The sequence below is a fragment of the Amycolatopsis sp. NPDC004378 genome (assembly GCF_053602455.1).
Genome location: NZ_JBSGDR010000034.1, coordinates 25116 through 43807, shown reverse-complemented (window position 1 = coordinate 43807; position 18692 = coordinate 25116). Strand labels below are relative to the sequence as shown.

Annotated in this window: 11 protein-coding genes; 5 read left to right on the top strand and 6 right to left on the bottom strand. The window is 68.3% G+C overall.

Going from position 1 to position 18692, the window contains the following annotated elements; all coding sequences use genetic code 11:
* Positions 1 to 100: 100 nt before the first annotated feature.
* The 5 genes from ACWEN0_RS46290 to ACWEN0_RS46270 form a co-directional block, all read right to left on the bottom strand.
* Positions 101 to 5038: an SbcC/MukB-like Walker B domain-containing protein gene (locus tag ACWEN0_RS46290; RefSeq protein ID WP_451987906.1), complete on the bottom strand. Its 4938-nt coding sequence runs from the start codon at positions 5036 to 5038 to the stop codon at positions 101 to 103.
* A complete protein-coding gene (locus ACWEN0_RS46285) occupies positions 5035 to 6144 on the bottom strand; it encodes a DUF2398 family protein (RefSeq protein ID WP_451987904.1) in 1110 nt (369 codons plus the stop codon). Before ACWEN0_RS46285 ends, ACWEN0_RS46290 begins: the two co-directional genes overlap by 4 nt.
* Positions 6141 to 7679, bottom strand: a complete 1539-nt coding sequence (locus ACWEN0_RS46280) for a TIGR02677 family protein (RefSeq protein ID WP_451987902.1) — start codon at positions 7677 to 7679, stop codon at positions 6141 to 6143. The genes ACWEN0_RS46285 and ACWEN0_RS46280 overlap by 4 nt, the downstream gene beginning before the upstream one ends.
* 596 nt (positions 7680 to 8275) lie before the next feature.
* On the bottom strand, positions 8276 to 8821 hold the full coding sequence (locus tag ACWEN0_RS46275; RefSeq protein WP_451987900.1) for an STAS-like domain-containing protein: 546 nt from the start codon (positions 8819 to 8821) through the stop codon (positions 8276 to 8278).
* Positions 8822 to 8896: 75 nt separating this feature from the next.
* A complete protein-coding gene (locus tag ACWEN0_RS46270; RefSeq protein WP_451987898.1) occupies positions 8897 to 9904 on the bottom strand; it encodes a hypothetical protein in 1008 nt (335 codons plus the stop codon).
* Between the two features lie 144 nt (positions 9905 to 10048).
* Between ACWEN0_RS46270 and ACWEN0_RS46265 the strand changes: the two genes are divergently transcribed.
* The 5 genes from ACWEN0_RS46265 (at position 10049) to ACWEN0_RS46245 (ending at position 15725) form a co-directional block, all read left to right on the top strand.
* Positions 10049 to 11080, top strand: a complete 1032-nt coding sequence (locus tag ACWEN0_RS46265; RefSeq protein ID WP_451987896.1) for an SMODS domain-containing nucleotidyltransferase — start codon at positions 10049 to 10051, stop codon at positions 11078 to 11080.
* 152 nt (positions 11081 to 11232) lie between these two features.
* On the top strand, positions 11233 to 12630 hold the full coding sequence (locus ACWEN0_RS46260) for a ThiF family adenylyltransferase (protein WP_451987894.1): 1398 nt from the start codon (positions 11233 to 11235) through the stop codon (positions 12628 to 12630).
* Positions 12627 to 13094: a Mov34/MPN/PAD-1 family protein gene (locus ACWEN0_RS46255; protein ID WP_451987892.1), complete on the top strand. Its 468-nt coding sequence runs from the start codon at positions 12627 to 12629 to the stop codon at positions 13092 to 13094. The genes ACWEN0_RS46260 and ACWEN0_RS46255 overlap by 4 nt, the downstream gene beginning before the upstream one ends.
* 193 nt (positions 13095 to 13287) lie before the next feature.
* Positions 13288 to 14517 carry an SAVED domain-containing protein gene (locus ACWEN0_RS46250; protein ID WP_451987890.1) on the top strand — a complete coding sequence of 410 codons (1230 nt, stop codon included), beginning with the start codon at positions 13288 to 13290 and terminating at the stop codon, positions 14515 to 14517.
* A 389-nt stretch (positions 14518 to 14906) separates the two neighbouring features.
* Positions 14907 to 15725, top strand: coding sequence for a hypothetical protein (locus ACWEN0_RS46245; RefSeq protein ID WP_451987888.1), 819 nt, complete (start codon positions 14907 to 14909; stop codon positions 15723 to 15725).
* A gap of 225 nt (positions 15726 to 15950) precedes the next feature.
* Here ACWEN0_RS46245 and ACWEN0_RS46240 read toward each other — a convergent pair whose 3' ends face one another.
* Positions 15951 to 18581, bottom strand: a complete 2631-nt coding sequence (locus tag ACWEN0_RS46240) for a DEAD/DEAH box helicase (protein WP_451987886.1) — start codon at positions 18579 to 18581, stop codon at positions 15951 to 15953.
* Between the last annotated feature and the right edge of the window lie 111 nt (positions 18582 to 18692).

Here is an 18692-nt window from a genome sequence, read left to right as displayed (position 1 = left end):
ACGGTGACCGCGCCGCCGTCGGCTTCGAGGCGCTCCCGGACGGAATGCAGCCAGGCCCAGTCGCCGCCGAACAGGGCACCGGGGACCGAGCCCTCGGTCGTCACGGCAGTTTCTCCAGGTCGTGCTCCAGCAGGTGGTGTTCCACGCGGCCGTCCCAGACGCTGCGCACGGCGAGCACGCCGGGCAGAGCGTCGTCGACGATCAGGTGGTAGATCGACAAGCCGTCGAGCTCTGCGTACAGGCCGAGCTCGGATTCGCTGGTCGCGACGAGATCGAGGTCGAGCCGGCGGATCAGGTCGAACAGCGCACCGCGGTTCTCGGTGTCGACGCCGGCGAAGACCTCGTCGAGCAGGATGAGCCGGGGACAGCCCGGCTCATGGGCGCCACCTTCGTCGACCCGGAGGCGGCTGGCTTCGCAGTGCGTTGCGGCGGCCGCGAACAGCGGCATGTGCAGTGCGACGGCCTTCTCCCCGCCGGACAGGCTGCCGTGCGCTCGCCGGTCGAGCACGGCCCAGTCCCCGGACCGCTGCCGGTAGTGCAGGGCGAACCGGTACCAGCGGCGGTAGTCGAGCAGTTCGGCGAGCTGCTGCCGCCACGGCACCAGGGTCGCCCGGCTGCGTGCGGTGACGATCCGCCGTTTGAAGAAATCGGACAGCCGGTCGCGCTCACCGGCGTACAAGGTGCCTTCGGGCTTGCGAAGCAGCTCCATCATGTCCCTGGGCATTTCGCACTGCGGATCGGGCGTGCGGACCAGCTTGAACCGGATTCCCGACGATGTGGGATGTCCCTTCATCAGCTCGTTGGCTCGGTCGACGAGGGCCTTGGCGCTGTCGATCCGGCGGCCGACCTCCAACCGCACTTCGTCCGAGAGGAACTTCTCGAACAGGTCGGACTCCTCGCTTTCCAGCAACTGCTCGGAGCCGGCGATCTCCCGGTCGAGATGCCTGACGGCGGCGGGGAGTGGTCGTTCGCGGCCGTTGTGGGTACCGGTGACGGTGACGACCCGGAAGGCCACCCGTTCTCGCAACATGACCAGGCTGCCCAGCGGTTCCTCGGCTTCCTGGCGGCGTTGCCCCAATTTCGTCTGGGCCGAATCGAGCTGCTCGGGCCGGTACCGGCGCTGCGGTGCCTGGCCCGCGACGCGACCGGCCCAGTCACGGACGAGTTCGATCTGGTCCGGTCGCAGGTCGACGTCGCCGAAGGTCGGCAGCGACTCGCTTTCGAAAGCCGGCAGCGTGGCGAGCAGGCCAAGCCGGTGGACGTCGGCAAAGGACGCGGCCGCCACCGCAACCGCTCCCGTGGCCTTGGCCAGCTCGGATTCCGCCGTGACGACCGCGCCGCGCCGCTGCTCGAGTCGGGTGGTCAGCTTGAGCTCGTCCTCCTGGTGCTTGCGGTGGAGGACCTTCTGCTCGGCCAACCCGGTCTGGCAACGCTCGAGGTCCACCAGCATCTCTTGATGGGGCTTTCCCATCCGTGCCATGAGGTCCTCGTACTTCTCGGTCGCCAGGCGGGCGGACTCTTCGCTCTCCTCCGCCTGCCCGGCCATCGTCTCGGCTTGCATGACCATCTGGTCCGCTTCGCCCCGGAGCGCACGAGCGTGGGCGGCTTGCCGGGTGGCGTGCGAGGTCGCGTTCAGCCAGTCCTCACCGCACGACCGCATGGTCGCGGCTGCCTCCTTGAAGGAGGGCAACGAGGCCGCCCGGTCGGCGAGACCAGCCAGCTCGAGCGCAGTCTGACGGGCCTGAGCAGCGTCGTCACTCCGCTGCCGCGCCTCGCGCTCGGCTGTCCGGCGTCCCTCGAGCCGGCTGCTTTCGTCGGCGACGACTCGCGTGGCGACCGCGACCGCCAGGCCGGCTTGATCGAGTGCTGTACCGGACGGGATGGCGGCGAGTTCCGCTTCCAGCTCGGTTTCCGCTTCACCGCAGCGAGTGAGCTCTGTGGTGATCAGGCTGCTCAATTCGGTGAACCGCGTTTCGCATGCGCGTGCCGCGGAGGCAGCCCCTTCGACCTCGGAGTCCGCGGTCGGAGCCGCTGGGCCGGACCAGGCGGACATGGCCGCGCCGGCAGCGGCCGTCAACACCGCCAGCGCTGCCTCGCCGAGCGCCGGCGCAGCCACACCAGTTCGCCTTTCGACTTCTGCCCAAGGGAAGTCGCCCAGCAATGGGGATTCCGTCGTAGTGCGGAGAAACCGGAGCGAATCGGCTGCGTAAGCGTCAGCCGCTTCGACCAGCCGGTTCGCGGCGCCGCTGAGCTGCTGGACCGCTGTGGTCAGGGCAAGGTCGGCAGCTTGGACCGCATCGTCGGCAGGAACACTCCGGTGCTCCGAATCGACCGTCTGGATCGACTCCCGGATCTTCTCCAGGGCCGCTTCCTGTGCTCGGTGGCGCGATCGCAACGCGGCCAGCTCTGTCTCCAGTTCGGCCATGCGCCGCCGCCGGTGGGCTTCGCGGCCCGCCGCGCCGATCAGGTCGGCCTGAGCCTTGTGCCAAGCCCCGCGCAGACCGCCGGCCGCCCAGCTGCCGTCCCAGGCGACGACCAGGTCGCCCGGTACGTGTGCCGTCGCGGCGGTGTCCGTCAGCCGGATCTGGCGAAGCAGCGTCTCGACGACGGCCGGCGACACCGGAGCGTCGGGGCCGTCGAGCGAAGGGTCCGGGCGGAGCGCGGTCGACACGGGTTCGGCCGCGTCCCGGCCGACGGTCACGAACTGGGTGTCGAGCAACGGCGCGTCGTCGGGTCCGTAGGTCAGTGTGCCGTCGGGGGAAACCCAGGCGTCCGCCAGGCCGGCGCCGACGAGCGCCGCTTCCAGCGCTGCCCGGTCGACGGCGGACCGGTCGTCTTCAGTGAAGTCGACAAGTAGATAAAATGGCGCACCGGGACGTTCGGCGCGATCGGCGAGCCGGGTGAACGGCACAGGCGGCGCGGTCGAACCGCCCGCGGCCAGCCGGTCGTGTTCGGCTTGTATGGCGGCCATGGCGTCAGCCGAGGCGCTCAACGTGTTCTGCGCCGCGCTTTCCCGGCGGCCCAGTTCGAGGGACCGGCTGCGTGCCGCGCCGGTGGCCCAGTCCAGCACCTGGCGGCGGTCGAGGCTGCGCGCGTTCCGAGCGCGCAGGGCCTCGGGAATTGGCTCGGCGGCAGGCAGCTCCGTGAGCTGGCCGAGCCAGTCTCCGACCAGGTCGGCGAAGGCGAAGCGGGTCGTCCGGGTCTCGTCGGCCAGCGGCCGGAGTCCGGAAAGCGACTCGCCGAGCCCGCGAACCTGGCTCGCGAACTCACCGGCGCGCCGTCCGAGCTGGCCCGCATCCGGGCGCACGTCGTTCAGAGCGTCCCGACGGCGTGAAAGCTGTCCGCGGCGTTCGCCGGCCGCCATGCGTGCCCAGTCCTGGGCGGCGACGAGAGGAGCAGTCTCCGGCCATGCGGTCGGTGGTTTGGCGCCGGCTGCGAGCTGCAGACAGGTGGCCAGCCAGATATCGAGCTGCCTCGTGAATTCCTCGAGAGCCTCACGCCGTTTCGACCGCGCGTCGGTCAGGCCGGCTTCGGCCTTCGTCAGGAGTTCCTTGGCTGCAACGGTTTTCTGTCGCGCTTTCTCGTGTGCGTCGGCCGCCTCGCCGGCGCGGTCGACGAGTGCGATCAAGCGGTCGAGGCTTTCGCTCTCGTTCGCGACAGCCTCCCGGAATCGGGCGAGCGCGGCGTCCACCAAGCTCGTCGCCGGTTCACCAGTGGTGAGCTCGGCAACGAGCGCTTCCAGCTGATCGACCAGAGTGCGGTGGGGCAGAGCGGCCGCGATGCGATCTGCTTCGGCTGCGCTCTGGACCCGGCGTTCGTGGGCTTCCAGTGCCGTCTGTTCCGCCGTCGAGGCGGCCTCCTTCTTCAGGGTCATCGCCGTCCGGGCGTCGTTCGCGTGCCCACGGGCGAGCTTCGCGACGTCGGCCAGGGCCGTGGCCTTCTCCTGGAGCGGGACGAGCTGGCTGCCCTCCCGGTAGAGGTCACTGCCCTCGATGGTCCTGATCCGCTCGGTCAGCTGCCGGACGGCCTTGCCCGCGGCGGTCTTCGCCTCCCGGGTGGCCTCCAGCGCCTTTCCGGCCACCCTGTGGAGTTCGGTCGCCTGCTGGACATCGGCTTTGCGTGCCTCGGCCGCAGTGGCTGCGCCGAGCACGTCTTGCGCGCGGAGGCCGACGAGGACGTTTAAGTACGTCGCGTAAGCCTGCGCGACAGTCGCTAGCGAGTCCCGGGCGGTCTTGAGCGCGCCGACGACGTCGCGGTGCCGCTCGAGCTTTTCGAAGCCGTCTGCCAGTTCGTCGGTCACCGAAGCGCTGACCGGGGGCAGCGCTTCACGCAGGACCTCGTCTAGCTTGCTCTCGTTGAGCTTGTCCGACAGCTTCGGCCGCCGCAGGTGCAGCAGGATCGTGCGGAGTGCGTCGAACTGGCGGTCTTCCAGACCGAAGAGGATGCGGTTGACCTCCTTCCGGTGCGTCTCCGCGTTCGGGTGCACCGCGCCGGGAAGCCCGGCGTCGGCCAGTGCGACGAGCCTCTGGTCGAGCTGCGCCTGCGCAACCGGTTCCCCACCCGGTACCCCGACTTCGAAGTCGACTCCGATGCGCGCGGCGGTCGTGAAGAACCAGCTGGCGGTGACGCGCTTGCTGGATCGCGTCGCCTGCATGCCGGCGCCCACGGTGCAGTATTCCGCGTCGCCGTCGCCGGTCAGCCTGCCGAACTCGACCCACACGTACCCGCGGGCGTTGGTCCTGGCCTCGTCGGCTTCGTGGCCGAGCAGCCAGAGGTACATTCCGCGTTCGCGGCCGCCGAAGGTCGACAGGCGCTCCGCGGCCAGCTTGGCATCGAGGACGAACGGCAGCAGGACCTCCAACGCCATCGACTTGCCGGAGCCGTTGTTCCCGCGCAGCAGCAGCCGTCCGCGGTAGAACGTGAACTCCTGCTGGTCGTAGCGGAAGAGGCCGACGATCCCGGCGCGCAGCGGCTGCCACCTCCGTCGTGACGGCCTCGGCAGACCGTGGAGTAGGTCCGGTGGCAGCAGGGCGTTCATGAGTCCTCCGAGCGGATGCCGACATTGCGGAAGCGGCCGGCGGCGGGCCGGAGCTCCAGTCCCAGCCCGTCGGCTCGGGCCAGGTCGAGCTCGCACAACAGGGACGCCACGTCGGCGGCCAGCCGGTCGGCGCCGTCGTCGGTCCGGTACTTGCGCGCCCAGGCTGGGTAGTCGCCGAGCAACTGCTCGATCTCGTGCCGGAGCCGGTGGGTGGAGAGCCAGCTCGACGTCGGCCCGCTGCCCAGCGCCAGCCGACTGATCACGAGCAGTGCGGCCTGGTGCACGTGGGCTGTCACCTGGGGGAACTTGAAGTCCGTCGCGTCGCCGGCAGGGTCGAGCGCGCACCAGCCGTGCGCCCGGCGTTCGAGCAGGAGCCCGGCTTCCGCGAGCCGCTGCCGGAACCACCGCCCGGAATCGCGGAGGCAGTCCTGCTCGGCCGTGCCGAGATCGTCCAGGTACAGCACGGGGTCGTCGAGCAGCTGCCGCATCAGGGCGTGCCGGATCGTCTCCTCGGCCGTTTCCGGCAGTGCCGGTTCTCCGGGCAGTAGGACGGCCAGCCGGTCGGTGTCGATCGCGTAGAGCGCGTTCGAGTCCTGCTGCCGCTCGTAGTTGCCCTGAGCGTCGAGAACTTCGACGACCCCGAGCACCCGCAGCCGGGCGACCACGTCCACCAGCGCGCTGCGTTCTTTCGGGTCCTCCGGCCGGTAGGAGGTCAGTTCGTCGTCCTCGGTGAGGGTCATGATCCGGCGGGACACGTCCTGCAACGAGACCTGACGGCGGGGGAAGTGGCCGAGGGCGGCCGCGGTCACGCAGAACAGTTCGTACCGCCGCTGGTCGAACGGCCGTGGTTCGGCGCGTTCGGACAGCAGGGGTCGGGGGAGAGCCGCATCCGCCGGTGCCTTCCGGAGCCGGGCGAGACCACGTCGGGTGTCCACGAACAGGTCCCACCCGGCGGCGGTCCGGAACCACCGGCGCAGGTGGTCCTGGTGGGCGTCGACCACTTCGAACGCCGGGTGCTCACGACCCAGCAGCGGGCTGCGCAGCAACGCCCGGATCGCCCGGGCTCGCTCGGCCTTGTCGTGTTCGGCGCTGACGCCGGCGCTCATCGGGGATCTCCTCCACGGACCGGGGTGATAGCGATTTCGTAGTCAGGCAGGGTCAGCAGGCCCGCCGTGGAACGCAGCTGGGCGGCTTCGCCGTCAGCGGGTTCGACCAGCTCGATGCGAAGCCGGCCGTCGACGCTGCGTGCGCTGTGCCGTCGTGTTCCCGGCACGCGCGGCGCGCGCTGTGCGCGGGACACCAGGACAACGAGGGCGAGCAGCGTGGCGAGATCGAGCGTGACGTCGATCCGGGACAGCCGGATCCGGCCGAGCCGCACGAGAGCCGACTCGGTGGCATCCGCGGCTTCTCGCCGCCTCCTGGCCGCTTCGGCGAGGAACAGCTTGCTGCTGCTGTGGTCGGCGAGCTTCGATGCGCGCCGGACGGCGTCATCGGAGGGAGTAGTGGCACTCAGCCTGACGAGGTACCGCGGTGCCGGGGCCGCCCACCAGTCCCGGGTGTAGGGCACCGAGTCATCGACCGTCTCGTCCTGAAGGTGGCGAGCGCTGTTCATCCCGAACCGGTGGTGCCAGACCGCGTGGGCGTCTTCGTCGTCCGGCAGCTGCCGGAACGTCTTCGCCAGGCCGAGCAGGTCGACGGTGCGGCTGGAGCGGGCCAGCTGGGCCTCGCGCAGCCGTTCGACCGCCTGGCCGATGCCCAGCACCGCGCGCCGGACCACGCGGTGCAGCTCGTCCCCGCCGCCCCCTTCGCCCGGGGCCGGGACGAACCACCGGTGGACGCCCCGCAGGTGTTGCCGGGCGAGCTCGGCCCATGGCACGAAGTCTTCGTCCGGGGTGAGTACCCGCTCACCGGACTCCTTCGCGGCGGCAGCGAAGGCACGGGCGATGCGCTCTTCGCCGATCCCGGTCAGCTCGCCGAGCAGGGGCACGACGGCGTCGGTCACCACTTGGAGGTGGTCGGTGAACTCGGTGAGGTAGTGGATGGTGTCGGCTTTGAAGACGCGGTAGTCGTCCAGCTGGATGCTGGTCGCGTTGACGATCCGGTTCACCTTTTGCAGGAACGTGGCCGCATTGCCGGTCAGTGCCTTGAAGGTCCGGTGCAGCTCTTCGACGAGGCTGTAGATCGAAGCGCCGTCGGGCGGCTCCGCCGCGAGCTTCGGGACGAGATCCACCAGCAGCGCCTGGACGCGGAGCAACGCGACCTTTTGCAGCCCGAGGGCGCGCAGCAGGCTCTCTTCCATCCCGACGACGGCCTCGTGCGCGGCTTCGCCGGCTCGGCTGATGGCGTAGACGTAGGCCTGCAGTTCATAGGACTGCAGGTCGGTCGCCCAGCTCTCGTCGCGATCGCGATCTAGGTTGCCCCACTGGTGCAGCTGCGTCAGTCGGCGGTCGAGCGTCGCGCGCGGGAGCACCACCGGTGGGGCGAAGGAGCGTAGCTCGGCGTCGACATCGTCGGGGCTGAGCGCGGACCGGTATTGGGCGGCCGCGTCCATGAAGACGTCGACGATGGCCCGGTACTCCGGTGCCTCGTCGACCGTGACGTACTTGAACAGCTTCTGCTGGTCACCCCCTCCCCGGCGCATCGTCACCGTCCTTCCGGTCGCGCAGTACTACGCATTCGTCTGCTGGTTGCAATATGAGGTCGCGCCGGATGCCGCGGCGGTTGCCTCACCCCGGAAAGGGTCATGTTCTTGTCACGTTTTTGGCAGGTCGAAGGGAGGCCGTACTGACATCACCTGACAGTGTTCGGCGTGGCGAGGTATCCCCAGCCGTCGAAATACCACGAACCAATCGGCCTGACCGCGAACTCGACCAACAGGTGATCAACCCGTCCCCGCAGTCGAAACGCAAAAAGGCCCCACGACGACGGCGAGGAGTCGGCGGGCACCAAGTCCGCCAAGCTACTCGCGGCTATCGACTCGCGCAGAATTCAGATAAAGGGGATACACGTCGTCGAACGACTCGTCGTCGATCACATCATCACCGTCACCGGTCTCGGCTCATACTGATGTGCCTTAACGGATCCTCGGCCGTCGCGATCGTCAACAGACCATCGGACAGCAACAGCCAGATCGATGCCGCCACCGTATCACGCAGAGGCGGAGTGCGAGCTCAGGCGTACGTCGCGCCCCGGGAGAAGCGCGTCATCGACGCGCCGGCCCGAGACGTCCATCGGCGCCTATGCGACCCCTCCGCACCACGACACCGGAATCGTGTACACGAACTCCTTCCCGCCCCTGTTGGACGGAATGCTCTTCTCCCGCTTGAGAGTCCCACTCGAGACCAAACGCTTGAGACGATTGTTGACGTTCTGCAGCGTGACTCCCAGCCGCTCCGAGAGCTCGGCGGCGCGAAACCGCCGCAACGCAACGGCCTGACGATACGTCTCGTCAAGATATTCCGGCGCTGCCAGGAGCTGCAGCCGCTCACCGTCCACAGTGGCCGCCATCAGCTCGCGCCGCTCCAAACAGATCTGCGTGGTCTCGAGGGTTTCCTCGTTCAGCCCTTGCAGCAGCACAATCGACACCGCGACATCACCCGCCGCGACGGAGGCATAGAACTTCCCGAGGAATTCGTCGGCGAAACTGATGGTCATGGCGCCGACACCGGCGAAGTCGACGAGGACCTCACCACCTTGCGCACCAGCTGCCGCTTCGCGCTCCAAGGACTCCCTCGCCAGCTTGGCCACCGCGCGGGTTGCGAGGTAGGGACCGTGCTCGTTCACGCGGTACAGATGTGGCGGAACCATGACACAAGCCTCCCGGTTTCAATGAAACCATTGAAGCACACGCTGCGCGAACTAGTAAGGACGAACTCGCAACCACGCCCAAGTCCCCGCGACGTCGCCGTCTGCGGGAACGCACGTCGGACGCCGTGCGCCGCCGTGTCCGACGACACTGGCGAGACCTTCGCCACTGCGAAGCAGGAGGCGAGCGAATCCAGCATCCGGAGCAGCCCGCCACAAGTCGTTCAGGCCATGACCTCGTATCTCCTCCGTGCCGGTAACTCCGGGGCGGAGAGCCTTCTTCAAGGCGGCCACGTCGTCCACAAGATGTCGGTTGGCCGGGTTGCGACGCAGGTGAGCACGGATTCCCACACCGGTGTCACACACCGCAAACTCAATACCTCGCCGACCGCTGGTCGCTCCGGAGTAAACCTGCGCCGCGACGAAGGCGCCGAGCTCACTGACACCGTGACTCACCGCGTTGTCGATGAGTTCACCGACCCCCAGGAAGTATCGGAGGCCGAAGCGGCCGTAGTGCCGGGCGAACATCCGGCCCATCCGTTCGACGAGCCGGGGAGCGTGGTCCGGCGTCAGGTGCACAACCTCGAGCAGGCTGTCGGCCAGGTCGGCGCGAGGCCCTCCGCCGAGATCACCCACGACTTCAGCGTCCGGCGGCAGGTTGCTGATGACGTCCAGCCGTTCGAGGTACGACGCGACATTGTGGTCGTGGGGCGCGATCAGCTTCACCCGGTCGCCCCGCGCCGCAGCAGAGCGGGCGAGCGCCACGATCGCCGCGAGGTCGAGCGGCGAGGCGAACGTGAGCCGACGTGCGTCCAGGACCGTCGAGCCCGCTTCCGGCTCGATCGACCACAGCCGACGCAGCAGCGGCGAGCGGCCGGCAAGCTCGATGCGCACCCGGCCAGTCTTCCAGACCGACACGCCGTACGAGGGGGTGCGTGCGTCCAGTTCGGTTTCACGTGGTTCAATGAAATCGCTGTTGATCGACGCTGGCAGCCGACCGGAGGGCAGCTGTGGAAAGGGGGACTCGGGCACGGCCGATGAGAAGTACGCCGAGCGACGCATCGACGGGTTCCCGATGCCGGACCGGCTGCTCGCGCAGTGCGTGGCGCACCCTCTCCCCTGCCGCCCGGCAACCGAGTCGACCCGTCCGATCTCCGGCACCGGGAGCGCCCGAGCCGACATCCCGCTTCGATAGGAGAAGCACCCATGGCAACCCTCGCCACCCAGTTCAAGGGGGCACTGACCCGCATCGAGCCGCAAGCCGACGCGCAGAACGCCGCCGAGGCCCATGCGCAGGTGACCGACGCGTTGAAGGACGACGGCCGGCTGACGAGACTAGGAGTCTCCCCGGTACTCATCGGTTCCTACGGCCGAGATGTCTCGATCAAACGCGTCAAGGACGTCGACGTGTTCGTCCGGCTGAAGAAGGCCACGTCCGCGTTGCGGCCGGGCGAAATCCTTGACCACGTGACGAACGTCCTCGAAGAGGCCTTCCCGGACCGGGTCGAGCGGCAGCACCGTTCCGTCAAGGTCGATTTCCCGGACTTCGACCTGTCGGTGGACGTTGTCATCGCCCGTCCGTGCGTGGACCACCCCGGCGAGCACTGGCAGATCCCGCAGAAGATCGAAGAAGACGGCCGCGCCAGCTGGGTGGAGACCAACCCGGTCGAGATGGGCGAGCTCACTACCGCGGCGAACAAGGAGTTCCTGCTCTCGCCGGACAACACCAAGTCCGGCGTCTACGTGCACGTGGTCAAGCTGATCCGGCAGATCCGGCGCACGTGGGTCGACGAGCAGCCGGGCGGTTACTACTTCGAGGTCCTCGCATACCACGCCTTTCAGGACCTCCAGCCGGACGAGAACACCGTCGCGGACTACCTGTGCGTCATCCTGCGAGAGATCGCCGACCGGCTGCCCGACTACGTCGACGAAGGCCCCGCCGACCCGACGCTCGACGACCGCACCATCACCACCAAGGCGACCGAGGACCAGATCGACGCCGCGGCCGAGCGGATCGCGGAGGCGGCCGACCTGGCGGAGGCGGCACGGGACGAGGAGGACATCTGCGCAAGCGCCGCGAAGTGGCGAGAGCTGCTGGGCGAGACACAGGAAACCACCGAGCCCGAGGACGTCTTTCCGCTCCCCGACTCCTGCAATGCCGACGGGTCGACCAAATCTGCCCGCGGCGTGGTCAAGGGTGCCTCGGCGGTGCCCGCCGGCCGAGGCCGATACGCATGACCTGGACCTGGTCCCCCGGAGATCCCGCGCGCTGGCGTGAGCAGTTCCCGCCGCTCGGTTTCGCCGACGACGGCGAGCGGCTCTGGGGCACCGTGCGGTGGTGCAAATCAGTCGGCGAAGGGCCACAGCCCGCGGAATTCACAGCCCGCGTCGTGATCACCCCCGGCCGGACGTTTCCGTTCGCGCCGCCTCAAGTAATCATCCTCGACCCGGGCTGTCCCCTCGAGATCACGTTCCACATCAACGCCGACGGCTCGCTGTGCCTCTGGGAGGACGAGTGGCCCGTCGACGAAGCCCCCTGGTGGGACGCGCGAACACTCGTGGACCGGATCTCCGGCTGGCTGCGGCTGACGGCGGCCGGCTGGCCGGGCGACAACTCGTGCGACCTGGAACGCTACCTGGACCAGGAAGAGGACGACGACCGGATGGTGCTCTACGACGCGACGCGGCTCGTCTCCGGTCAAGCTGTGCAAACCGGTGGTGACCGAAACACCGTCGTCATCACCGACCAGGCACGGCAAACCCGCGGCATCGTCAAAGGCCGGCGCCGCAACCGCAAAGAACGCCGCCTCGCCTGGGTGGCCGTGATCGGCAATGTCGAACGGCCGCTGCGCAACTGGGACGATGTCGCGACGGCCCTCGGCGACCAGGCCACGGAGGTCCACCGCCTGATCGGATTGGGCGTGGTGACCGTCCTCCTGCTCCAGTACAGCCACGGCGGTGCGGACGCCGCCCTGGCCTTGCGTGCCCGTCTTGACGTCACCGGAATCCGGATCACGGCGTGCGAAAGCGCGGACACGAGCACGTGGACGCGCACGATGCGCGCCGAGCCGGTGAGCTCAACCCTCGCCGGCATCCCCGTGGCGATCGTGGGCTGCGGCGCGATCGGCTCGTTCACCGCCGACCTGCTGTTCCGATCGGGGTTCCGGAAGCTCACCCTGCTCGACGCCGAGCGCCTGCGACCGGGCAACGTCGTCCGCCACCTCGCCGGCGCCCAGCACGTCGGGCTGCCCAAAGCGGACGCGGTGCGGGACTGTCTTGCCAGGGTCGACCCCGATATCACAGCTGTGCAGAGCGTGTACGTGCACCTGACCGATCTGGACACGGCGCTCGACCTGGTCCTTCGGCACCGTGTGGTGGTGGACGCGACCGGTAGCGGACGGGCAAGCAGCCTGCTGGCGAAAGCGGCTGACCTGATCAACTCCGAGGTGGACCACCCGGTCGTGTCCGTGTGCGCGCAACGCGACGGCGATGTCTTGCGCGTCGACCGCATGCCTTTGCGTCCCGGCGAGAACCACCTACCACCGCTCCCCCTGGTCGACCGGTCGACTGAGTTGCGGGAACGCGGCTGTGGCAGCCCGGTGTCACCCACACCGCCGGGCGCCGTGGTGGCCGCCGCCGAACTCGCGCTTCTGGCCGTGATCGACGAAGCCACCGGCGAACGCGCGCTCCCCGCCACTCTGGCCGACGTTCGCCGGCCGCAGGACCAGCCTCCGTTCGACCGAGCCGGCCGGGTCGTTCCCAAGATCCCGCACCGGCTCACGTCATGACGTCGTTGGCACAGGTGATCGAGGTTGCCCCGGAGGTGCTTGCGGCGATCGCTGCTGCGGCAGACGCCGCGCACCCCTGCGAAACCGGCGGGCTGTTGCTCGGCTGGTGGGACGACGGGCGAGTCGTCGTACGCCACACCATCGAGGTGCAGGACCCCGAAGCCACGCACACCTCCTGGGTGCGTGTCGAGAGCACCGCGCAGGCCGCGCTCGAACGGGCCCTCGACCGGCTCCCGCACCCCTGGCTCGGCTACGTCGGGGACTGGCACAGCCACCCCGCGGCCTGCGGGGCCAGCAGCCAGGACATCACGTCGATCCAACACGCGTCCGACCAGTACGAGCAGCCACTGGTGCTCCTCGTCCACCGAGCCGACGACCTCGTCGAAGCAATCGTCACCGAGTCTGCGAAGCACGCGCTCGTGCACGGACTGCTCTCCGAGACCCTTGAGAAGGAATCGTCATGACCGCACCCGGCCTGCCTCCGACGCTCGGCCCAGCAATCTCGCTCGACCCCGCTCCGCGACAGACGCCTCCTCACCATCGCCGTCGAACTCACCCCGAGCGCCGGTTCTCGCCGAACGGAACCAGAACATCTGTACAGCGGCCTGCCCGCTGCCGGTCTCCGAATCTGTCCCAGCCATGTACACGAGGTTGTAGATGCCCCAGATAAACGACCTGGACCCGATCTTCATCAGCTACCGCCACTCGGACGGAGACTCTCTGGCCGACCGCGCCGCATGGGTGTTTCGCGCCCACGGCGTCCCCGTGTGGCATGACCAGACCCACCTACCACCGGGCCGCTTTCAGCGGCGGCTGCAAGAAGCCCTCGATTCAGGACTGTCCGGGGCCGTCCTCCTCGTCACGGACGACATGGTGCATTCAAGCTACGTCCGGGAGCTGGAACTACCGGCCCTTCTTCGTCTGGAAGGCGACCCGGCCTTCACCTTCGCCATCGGCAACACCATCACCGGCCCGGACGGCCGGCTGGACTACGGCGCCCCTGACCGTTTACTACCTCAGGAAATCGCGACGCTGAGCGACTTCGACCAGTTCGCCGTGCTCGACCACGCCGGGCTCGCCCGGCTGGCCGGCGAGATGGCGATCCGCCGTGTCCGCCGCGCGGCCGTCGATGACCGACTGCATCTCGACATCCAAACCCGGACCCCCGCCCTGGGCACCCGCAAGGTGCCGCTCGCGCCCCGGACTCGGCCGCCCCTGCGCGGTACCAGCGTGCCGCCCGCCGAAGCTTGGGAAGACTTCGCACCGTTCCTCGGCGATCTGCCCCGCATCGTGCAGTCGGCCGACGTTCAGCACCTGCACATCACCGGCGGCGCACACCTGAGCATGGCCTTCGCGCTCGGGGCCGCGCTACCGACCACGACCGGGCTCGCCGTCACGGTCACCGACCAGGACGGAAACGAGTGGACTGGAGCCGAAAGCCAGACCGTGCCTCTTGTACAGAGCGCAATTCCCCTCGACGGTCCAGCCGGTGGCCCCGTCGCCGTGTACCTCGATCTCGTGCCTGCACCACCCAACAAGGGCTTTCGCCGCTACGCCGAAAGCCACCCCTACGCCCACGCAGTCGAGATCGCCGTGGCGAAACGCGAACCCATCCCCGCCGACGCCGGGCCCGCACTGATTACGGAACTACGCCGGCGCATCGGCGAGGTCGCAGGAAGCCGGCCCGTGCACTTGTTCATGCGCGTCCCTTTCCCCGTCGCCGTGATGCTGGGCCGCGCCTGCAACACGCTGAGAGTCACCCTCTACGAATGGGAGCGTGAAGTCGAACCGCCAACGTACCTCGAGATGGCCACCGTGTCGGCAGGCCGCAGCGGTGGGCCCGTTGTGTCATGGACGACCGACCGGACCGCGGGCAAGCCAGAGTAGACAGTCCCAAACGCCGCGTCACGACGCGCCGACCGCCGCCGCGACCGAAGGCGCCGCCCCGCCGGATCCGGCTCACCGTCCCGTTCGGCATCGCGGTCCTCGCGATGGCGGCCTGCCACGCCAGCGGCACGCCCCCGGACACAGCTGGGACATGCAGCTCATCGTCGTAGACGGCCTACTCCACCTGGGACGTCCAGATGTAGGCCAGCCCGGTCAGTGCTGCGACTAGCAGGAACGGGCCGCGACCGCGAGCCCGGAACTCAAGGCCTTGGCGCCGCGGCTGCTGGCCGAGTCGCAGGAGTAACCCTGCCTGATCTCCTGACACTCACAAGGACGAATTACAACGCGGGGCGTAAGCACACCAGTCCGGTCCAGACCGGAACAGCCGAGTGACCACCGACGATCTCCTTCCTAGCGTGGAACGGGTGGCGGCTCACCGAGGACTTCCCCGCGACCAGTATCACTGCTCGACGTGTGGAGGTGCCCACCGCTACGGATCCCAGCGTGGACAGCGTTGCGGGCAAACTTCGAGCCGCCCCACGTACCAACGCCGCACCGTTCCGCGAGCCCAGGCCCTCAGGCCGGACTGGACCACTCCACCGACGTCGCGGTACACGTCACCGCGGCCTCGGACGACCTTTCCGCCCACACATACGCCGACGCCGCCACGCGAAGCCAAGCCGACACCCGACCGGAAAGCCGAACGCCGTCAACGCGCCAAGGAATCGCTGACCCGAGATCCCTCGAACATCGCCGGCGACGTCGTCACCTATGTCTTCGACGAGAACGGCTTCTACACCCGGCTGGCCAATCGAGCGATCGACAAGGTCCCGTGGTTCCACCCGGTCCGCTACCGATCACACGGTCTCTGCGTGTGCTTGAACAACGTCGCGAAGGGCCTAGACCCGGCCACGTACGCCAAATGGGCTCAGTTGCCGCTCCGCGCCGGGCTGATCCGTGTCGGCTGCCCGACCTTCCTCGCCGAGGTCCTCAGCGCGGCGTCCGCGTTCGGCGTCAAACAGATCCTCGGCACCCTCCCGCATGCCCAGTTGTACAAGACCATGCGAGTCATGATTCCGCTGGTTTGCCCCGACTTGGGCATCTGCCCGGCACGGACGGACGTCGTGAAGACCTACGCCTCACCCGCACTCGGTCAAGAACTGAAAGCGTTCGCCGCCGACCTCCGGAGAGCAGGCGCGACCGGATAAGTCGATCGCAGCTCCCAAGCTCATCAGCACGACGATCCGCGACGGGCACCTTCCGGTGGCCGCCGCGCCGATATCAGTTTGAGTCGCAGCGCTTACCGCAGGGCGGCAAGCGCTGCGAGCTCGACGGCCCGGCGCGAAGCGATCAGGAAGGTGCCCCAGTTCTGCGTCAGGTCGACAAAGCCTCTTAGATCTCACGACTTCCGCTAGGCCGGTAGGCCGAAAGCCTCAGCTGCCGCGGATCGGGTCGCGAGTCAGCCGCTCCCGCACCTGCGTCGGCAATACTCCGTTGTCCCAGAGCACACTGGCGAACTCTTCACGCGGCAACTCTCCCGCGATCCCCTTCGCCATGCCGCGTAGTTCCTTCCATGCTCGCACCGCGTCATGCGCAACGTCCAACTTCCGCTTCGGCAATACCAGATGGACGTGAGCGGCCGCGATCGGCACGGCATCCGGGTCGACCACGCCACGCGGCGTCACGATGATCGAGACGCTGCCGCTGGGCGGGGCTTCCACACCTTGGTCTGCGGCCAACGACGCAAGCTGGGTGTTGGTCTGCCGCACGTAATCCATGCTCAGCATCCCCTCAGGCTCCTGCTCGCTCTTGGCCTCGACGGTCATCCAGAGCGTGCGCCACATCCAAGCCGCGTCGGCCCGACCCTTTTCCGCTGGCTTGAACGACTCCGCCCCCAGGAGTTCGCCGAGCGCCACTAGGCCTCGCTCGTACCTAGACGCCTCTCGCTGGCTCAGGTTCGCCAACATGTTCGAGAAGAAGCTCTCAAACTTCACAGGTGACGCCAACTTGCCGTTGAGCAATGAAACGACGGCTGTCACACCCGCTTCGTCGGCGGGATCCGAGTCGTAGGTCGCGCTCGGGAGCCGGTGGACCTCCTTGAGCCACGTGGTCCCGACGGCGGCCGCATACGCCTTCCGGAGAAAGTCGGCACTGCGCAGGGCCGCCGGCGACGTGTCGCCCGTCGACGCCAGATCGGACCAGGCGCTGGCGAGGTAGGCCCATAGCGCGCGGTACGGCCGAAGTGTGGAAGCTGTCAGGTTCTCGAACACTTCACCGGCTGTCCGCGCCGCCGACTCCCAGTTCTGCTGCCAGGCGTACGTCCAAGCTCTCACTTCACGCACAGTGCTCGCGGCGAGCTGAGCCGCGTGAGGCACCGCGACGCGGGTGGCCTCGCGACGAAGTTTTGCCAGTTCCGGTTCAGCGTCTTCCTGCCAGATCCGGTCCTGTTCGAGGGCACTCTCCGCGAGCAGGATCAGGTCGTCAGCCGGGACCTGGCTCTGATCAAGCCCGAAGGTGATCTCCGCCTGCAGCTCGGCCGGCAGCGATTCCCTGATCTCCCTGCGCGAGAGGAACCGCAAGATGTCCGCACCCGTCACCACGACGACGGCCCAGTCCTTCGGCCCCCGAGTACATCGGCCGGCTCCCTGGACGATTCTGGTGCGGACGCGCTCGTCGAGTACCTCCGAAGCACGCAACTTGGTGTCCAGGAACCGGTCCTGCAGGTGCGACGCCGCCGGGAGGCCCGACATCACCATCATGCGGCAGGCGTCAGCGGCGAGGTCCATGCCGTCGTAGCGGCTGGGCGCCAGAAGTATCCCGGCTTCGGCGTCGACGAACGGCTGGATGCCGGTGTCGGAGTCCTTCGCGGTGAATCGTTCTGCAGCAGGCACGCCCAGCCGGTTGGCGATCTGCGTGGCCGAGTCCTCATCCGGCGTCAGCACGAGCCGCTTCCGGGACAGGGCCAGCAAGCTGTCGACCAGGCCTGCGACCGGCTCCTGACTGTTCTCCTCGTCATCATCAATGAGGCTGCCGTCCACCGGAACGTCCGCCAGCTCGGGAAACACGAAGAACCGACGCCCGCTGCCGGTTCTGTCCCACGCCGTCGGCGCGGGGACGCGTTTGATGTCCGTACGACCAAAAGCGCGTTCCAGCTCACCGGCACCACCGAGAGTAGCCGAAAGATACAGCCGCTGACCTGGATCGGTGAACGGCTCGTGCTGGAACGTCGGTGGAATCATCGGCCGGATGTAGAACTCACGACGAGAAACGTAGAACAGGCACGAGCCGAGGTTGGCGCGAACCATCCGGAACCGGTAGGCGGAGTCGCCGGTAAGCGCGCTGAGCACGCGATCGATGTCCTCGGTGTGGCGCGCGACCGCGCCGACGGGAAGGAGTCGCACCTCACGGGTATCTACAGCGGGTGAGACCGGACCGACCATTCGTGCGACGAGCGCCGGCTCGACTGATTCCCCCAGCGCGTCGAAGAGCTGCTCGTACTGATCGGTATCCCGGCCGACGCTCAGCGCCCACGCCTCGGCGACAAAGCCTTCCGCAGCGTGCGCGTCATCGAAAACCAGTGTCTGGGCGTCGGCCAGGTGCGAGTTGAGATTGAAGATGGCGCTGTAGGTCGTCACGGCGATGGCATCGGCCCGGGTGTACCGCGCGAGCTTGGCCTGAGCCCAGTCCCTGTGCGACCCGATCAGTATGACGGCCGGGATGCCCTGATCGGTCGCCTTCTGCAGTACTTGGCGGGCGAGTTGCCTGGTCGGGCAAGCATAGACGACCCGCTGCCCCAGCGTACGACGCCGCCATTCGGAGATCAGGAGGCCGACGAGGGTCTTACCGGACCCGGTGGGGAGCTCAAGCGCTACGTCCGGGGTGTCGCGGTGATTGTCGGCGTAGGTCCGCAGCTGGTCGGCTTGGTGAGACCACAGAGCGCCCACTCCGCCCGGGGTGCGCGGGAGTTCGCCGAACAGAGCTTCCGGGTCAGTCGCACCAGCCACCGGCTCAGCCCGGCGCCGGAAGCGCGGCCGCAGGCGGCTGGGGTCCTCGTTCGTCGTCACAGCCGTAGTCTCTCGCACCGCACAACCGCAACCGAATGGGACGGATGCTGCTGAGCTTGCCTCGCCAGGGGGTGTGAGGCCCCGTCAGACCCTGGGCAGGGAAGATGGCTC

Bases quoted from the DNA above. Each gene is read 5' to 3' on its own strand.
- ACWEN0_RS46290 (WP_451987906.1), bottom strand. From the start codon at position 5,038: ATGAACGCCCTGCTGCCACCGGACCTACTCCACGGTCTGCCGAGGCCG.
- ACWEN0_RS46285 (WP_451987904.1), bottom strand. From the start codon at position 6,144: ATGAGCGCCGGCGTCAGCGCCGAACACGACAAGGCCGAGCGAGCCCGG.
- ACWEN0_RS46280 (WP_451987902.1), bottom strand. From the start codon at position 7,679: ATGCGCCGGGGAGGGGGTGACCAGCAGAAGCTGTTCAAGTACGTCACG.
- ACWEN0_RS46270 (WP_451987898.1), bottom strand. From the start codon at position 9,904: ATGCGTCGCTCGGCGTACTTCTCATCGGCCGTGCCCGAGTCCCCCTTT.
- ACWEN0_RS46265 (WP_451987896.1), top strand. From the start codon at position 10,049: ATGGCAACCCTCGCCACCCAGTTCAAGGGGGCACTGACCCGCATCGAG.
- ACWEN0_RS46255 (WP_451987892.1), top strand. From the start codon at position 12,627: ATGACGTCGTTGGCACAGGTGATCGAGGTTGCCCCGGAGGTGCTTGCG.
- ACWEN0_RS46250 (WP_451987890.1), top strand. From the start codon at position 13,288: ATGCCCCAGATAAACGACCTGGACCCGATCTTCATCAGCTACCGCCAC.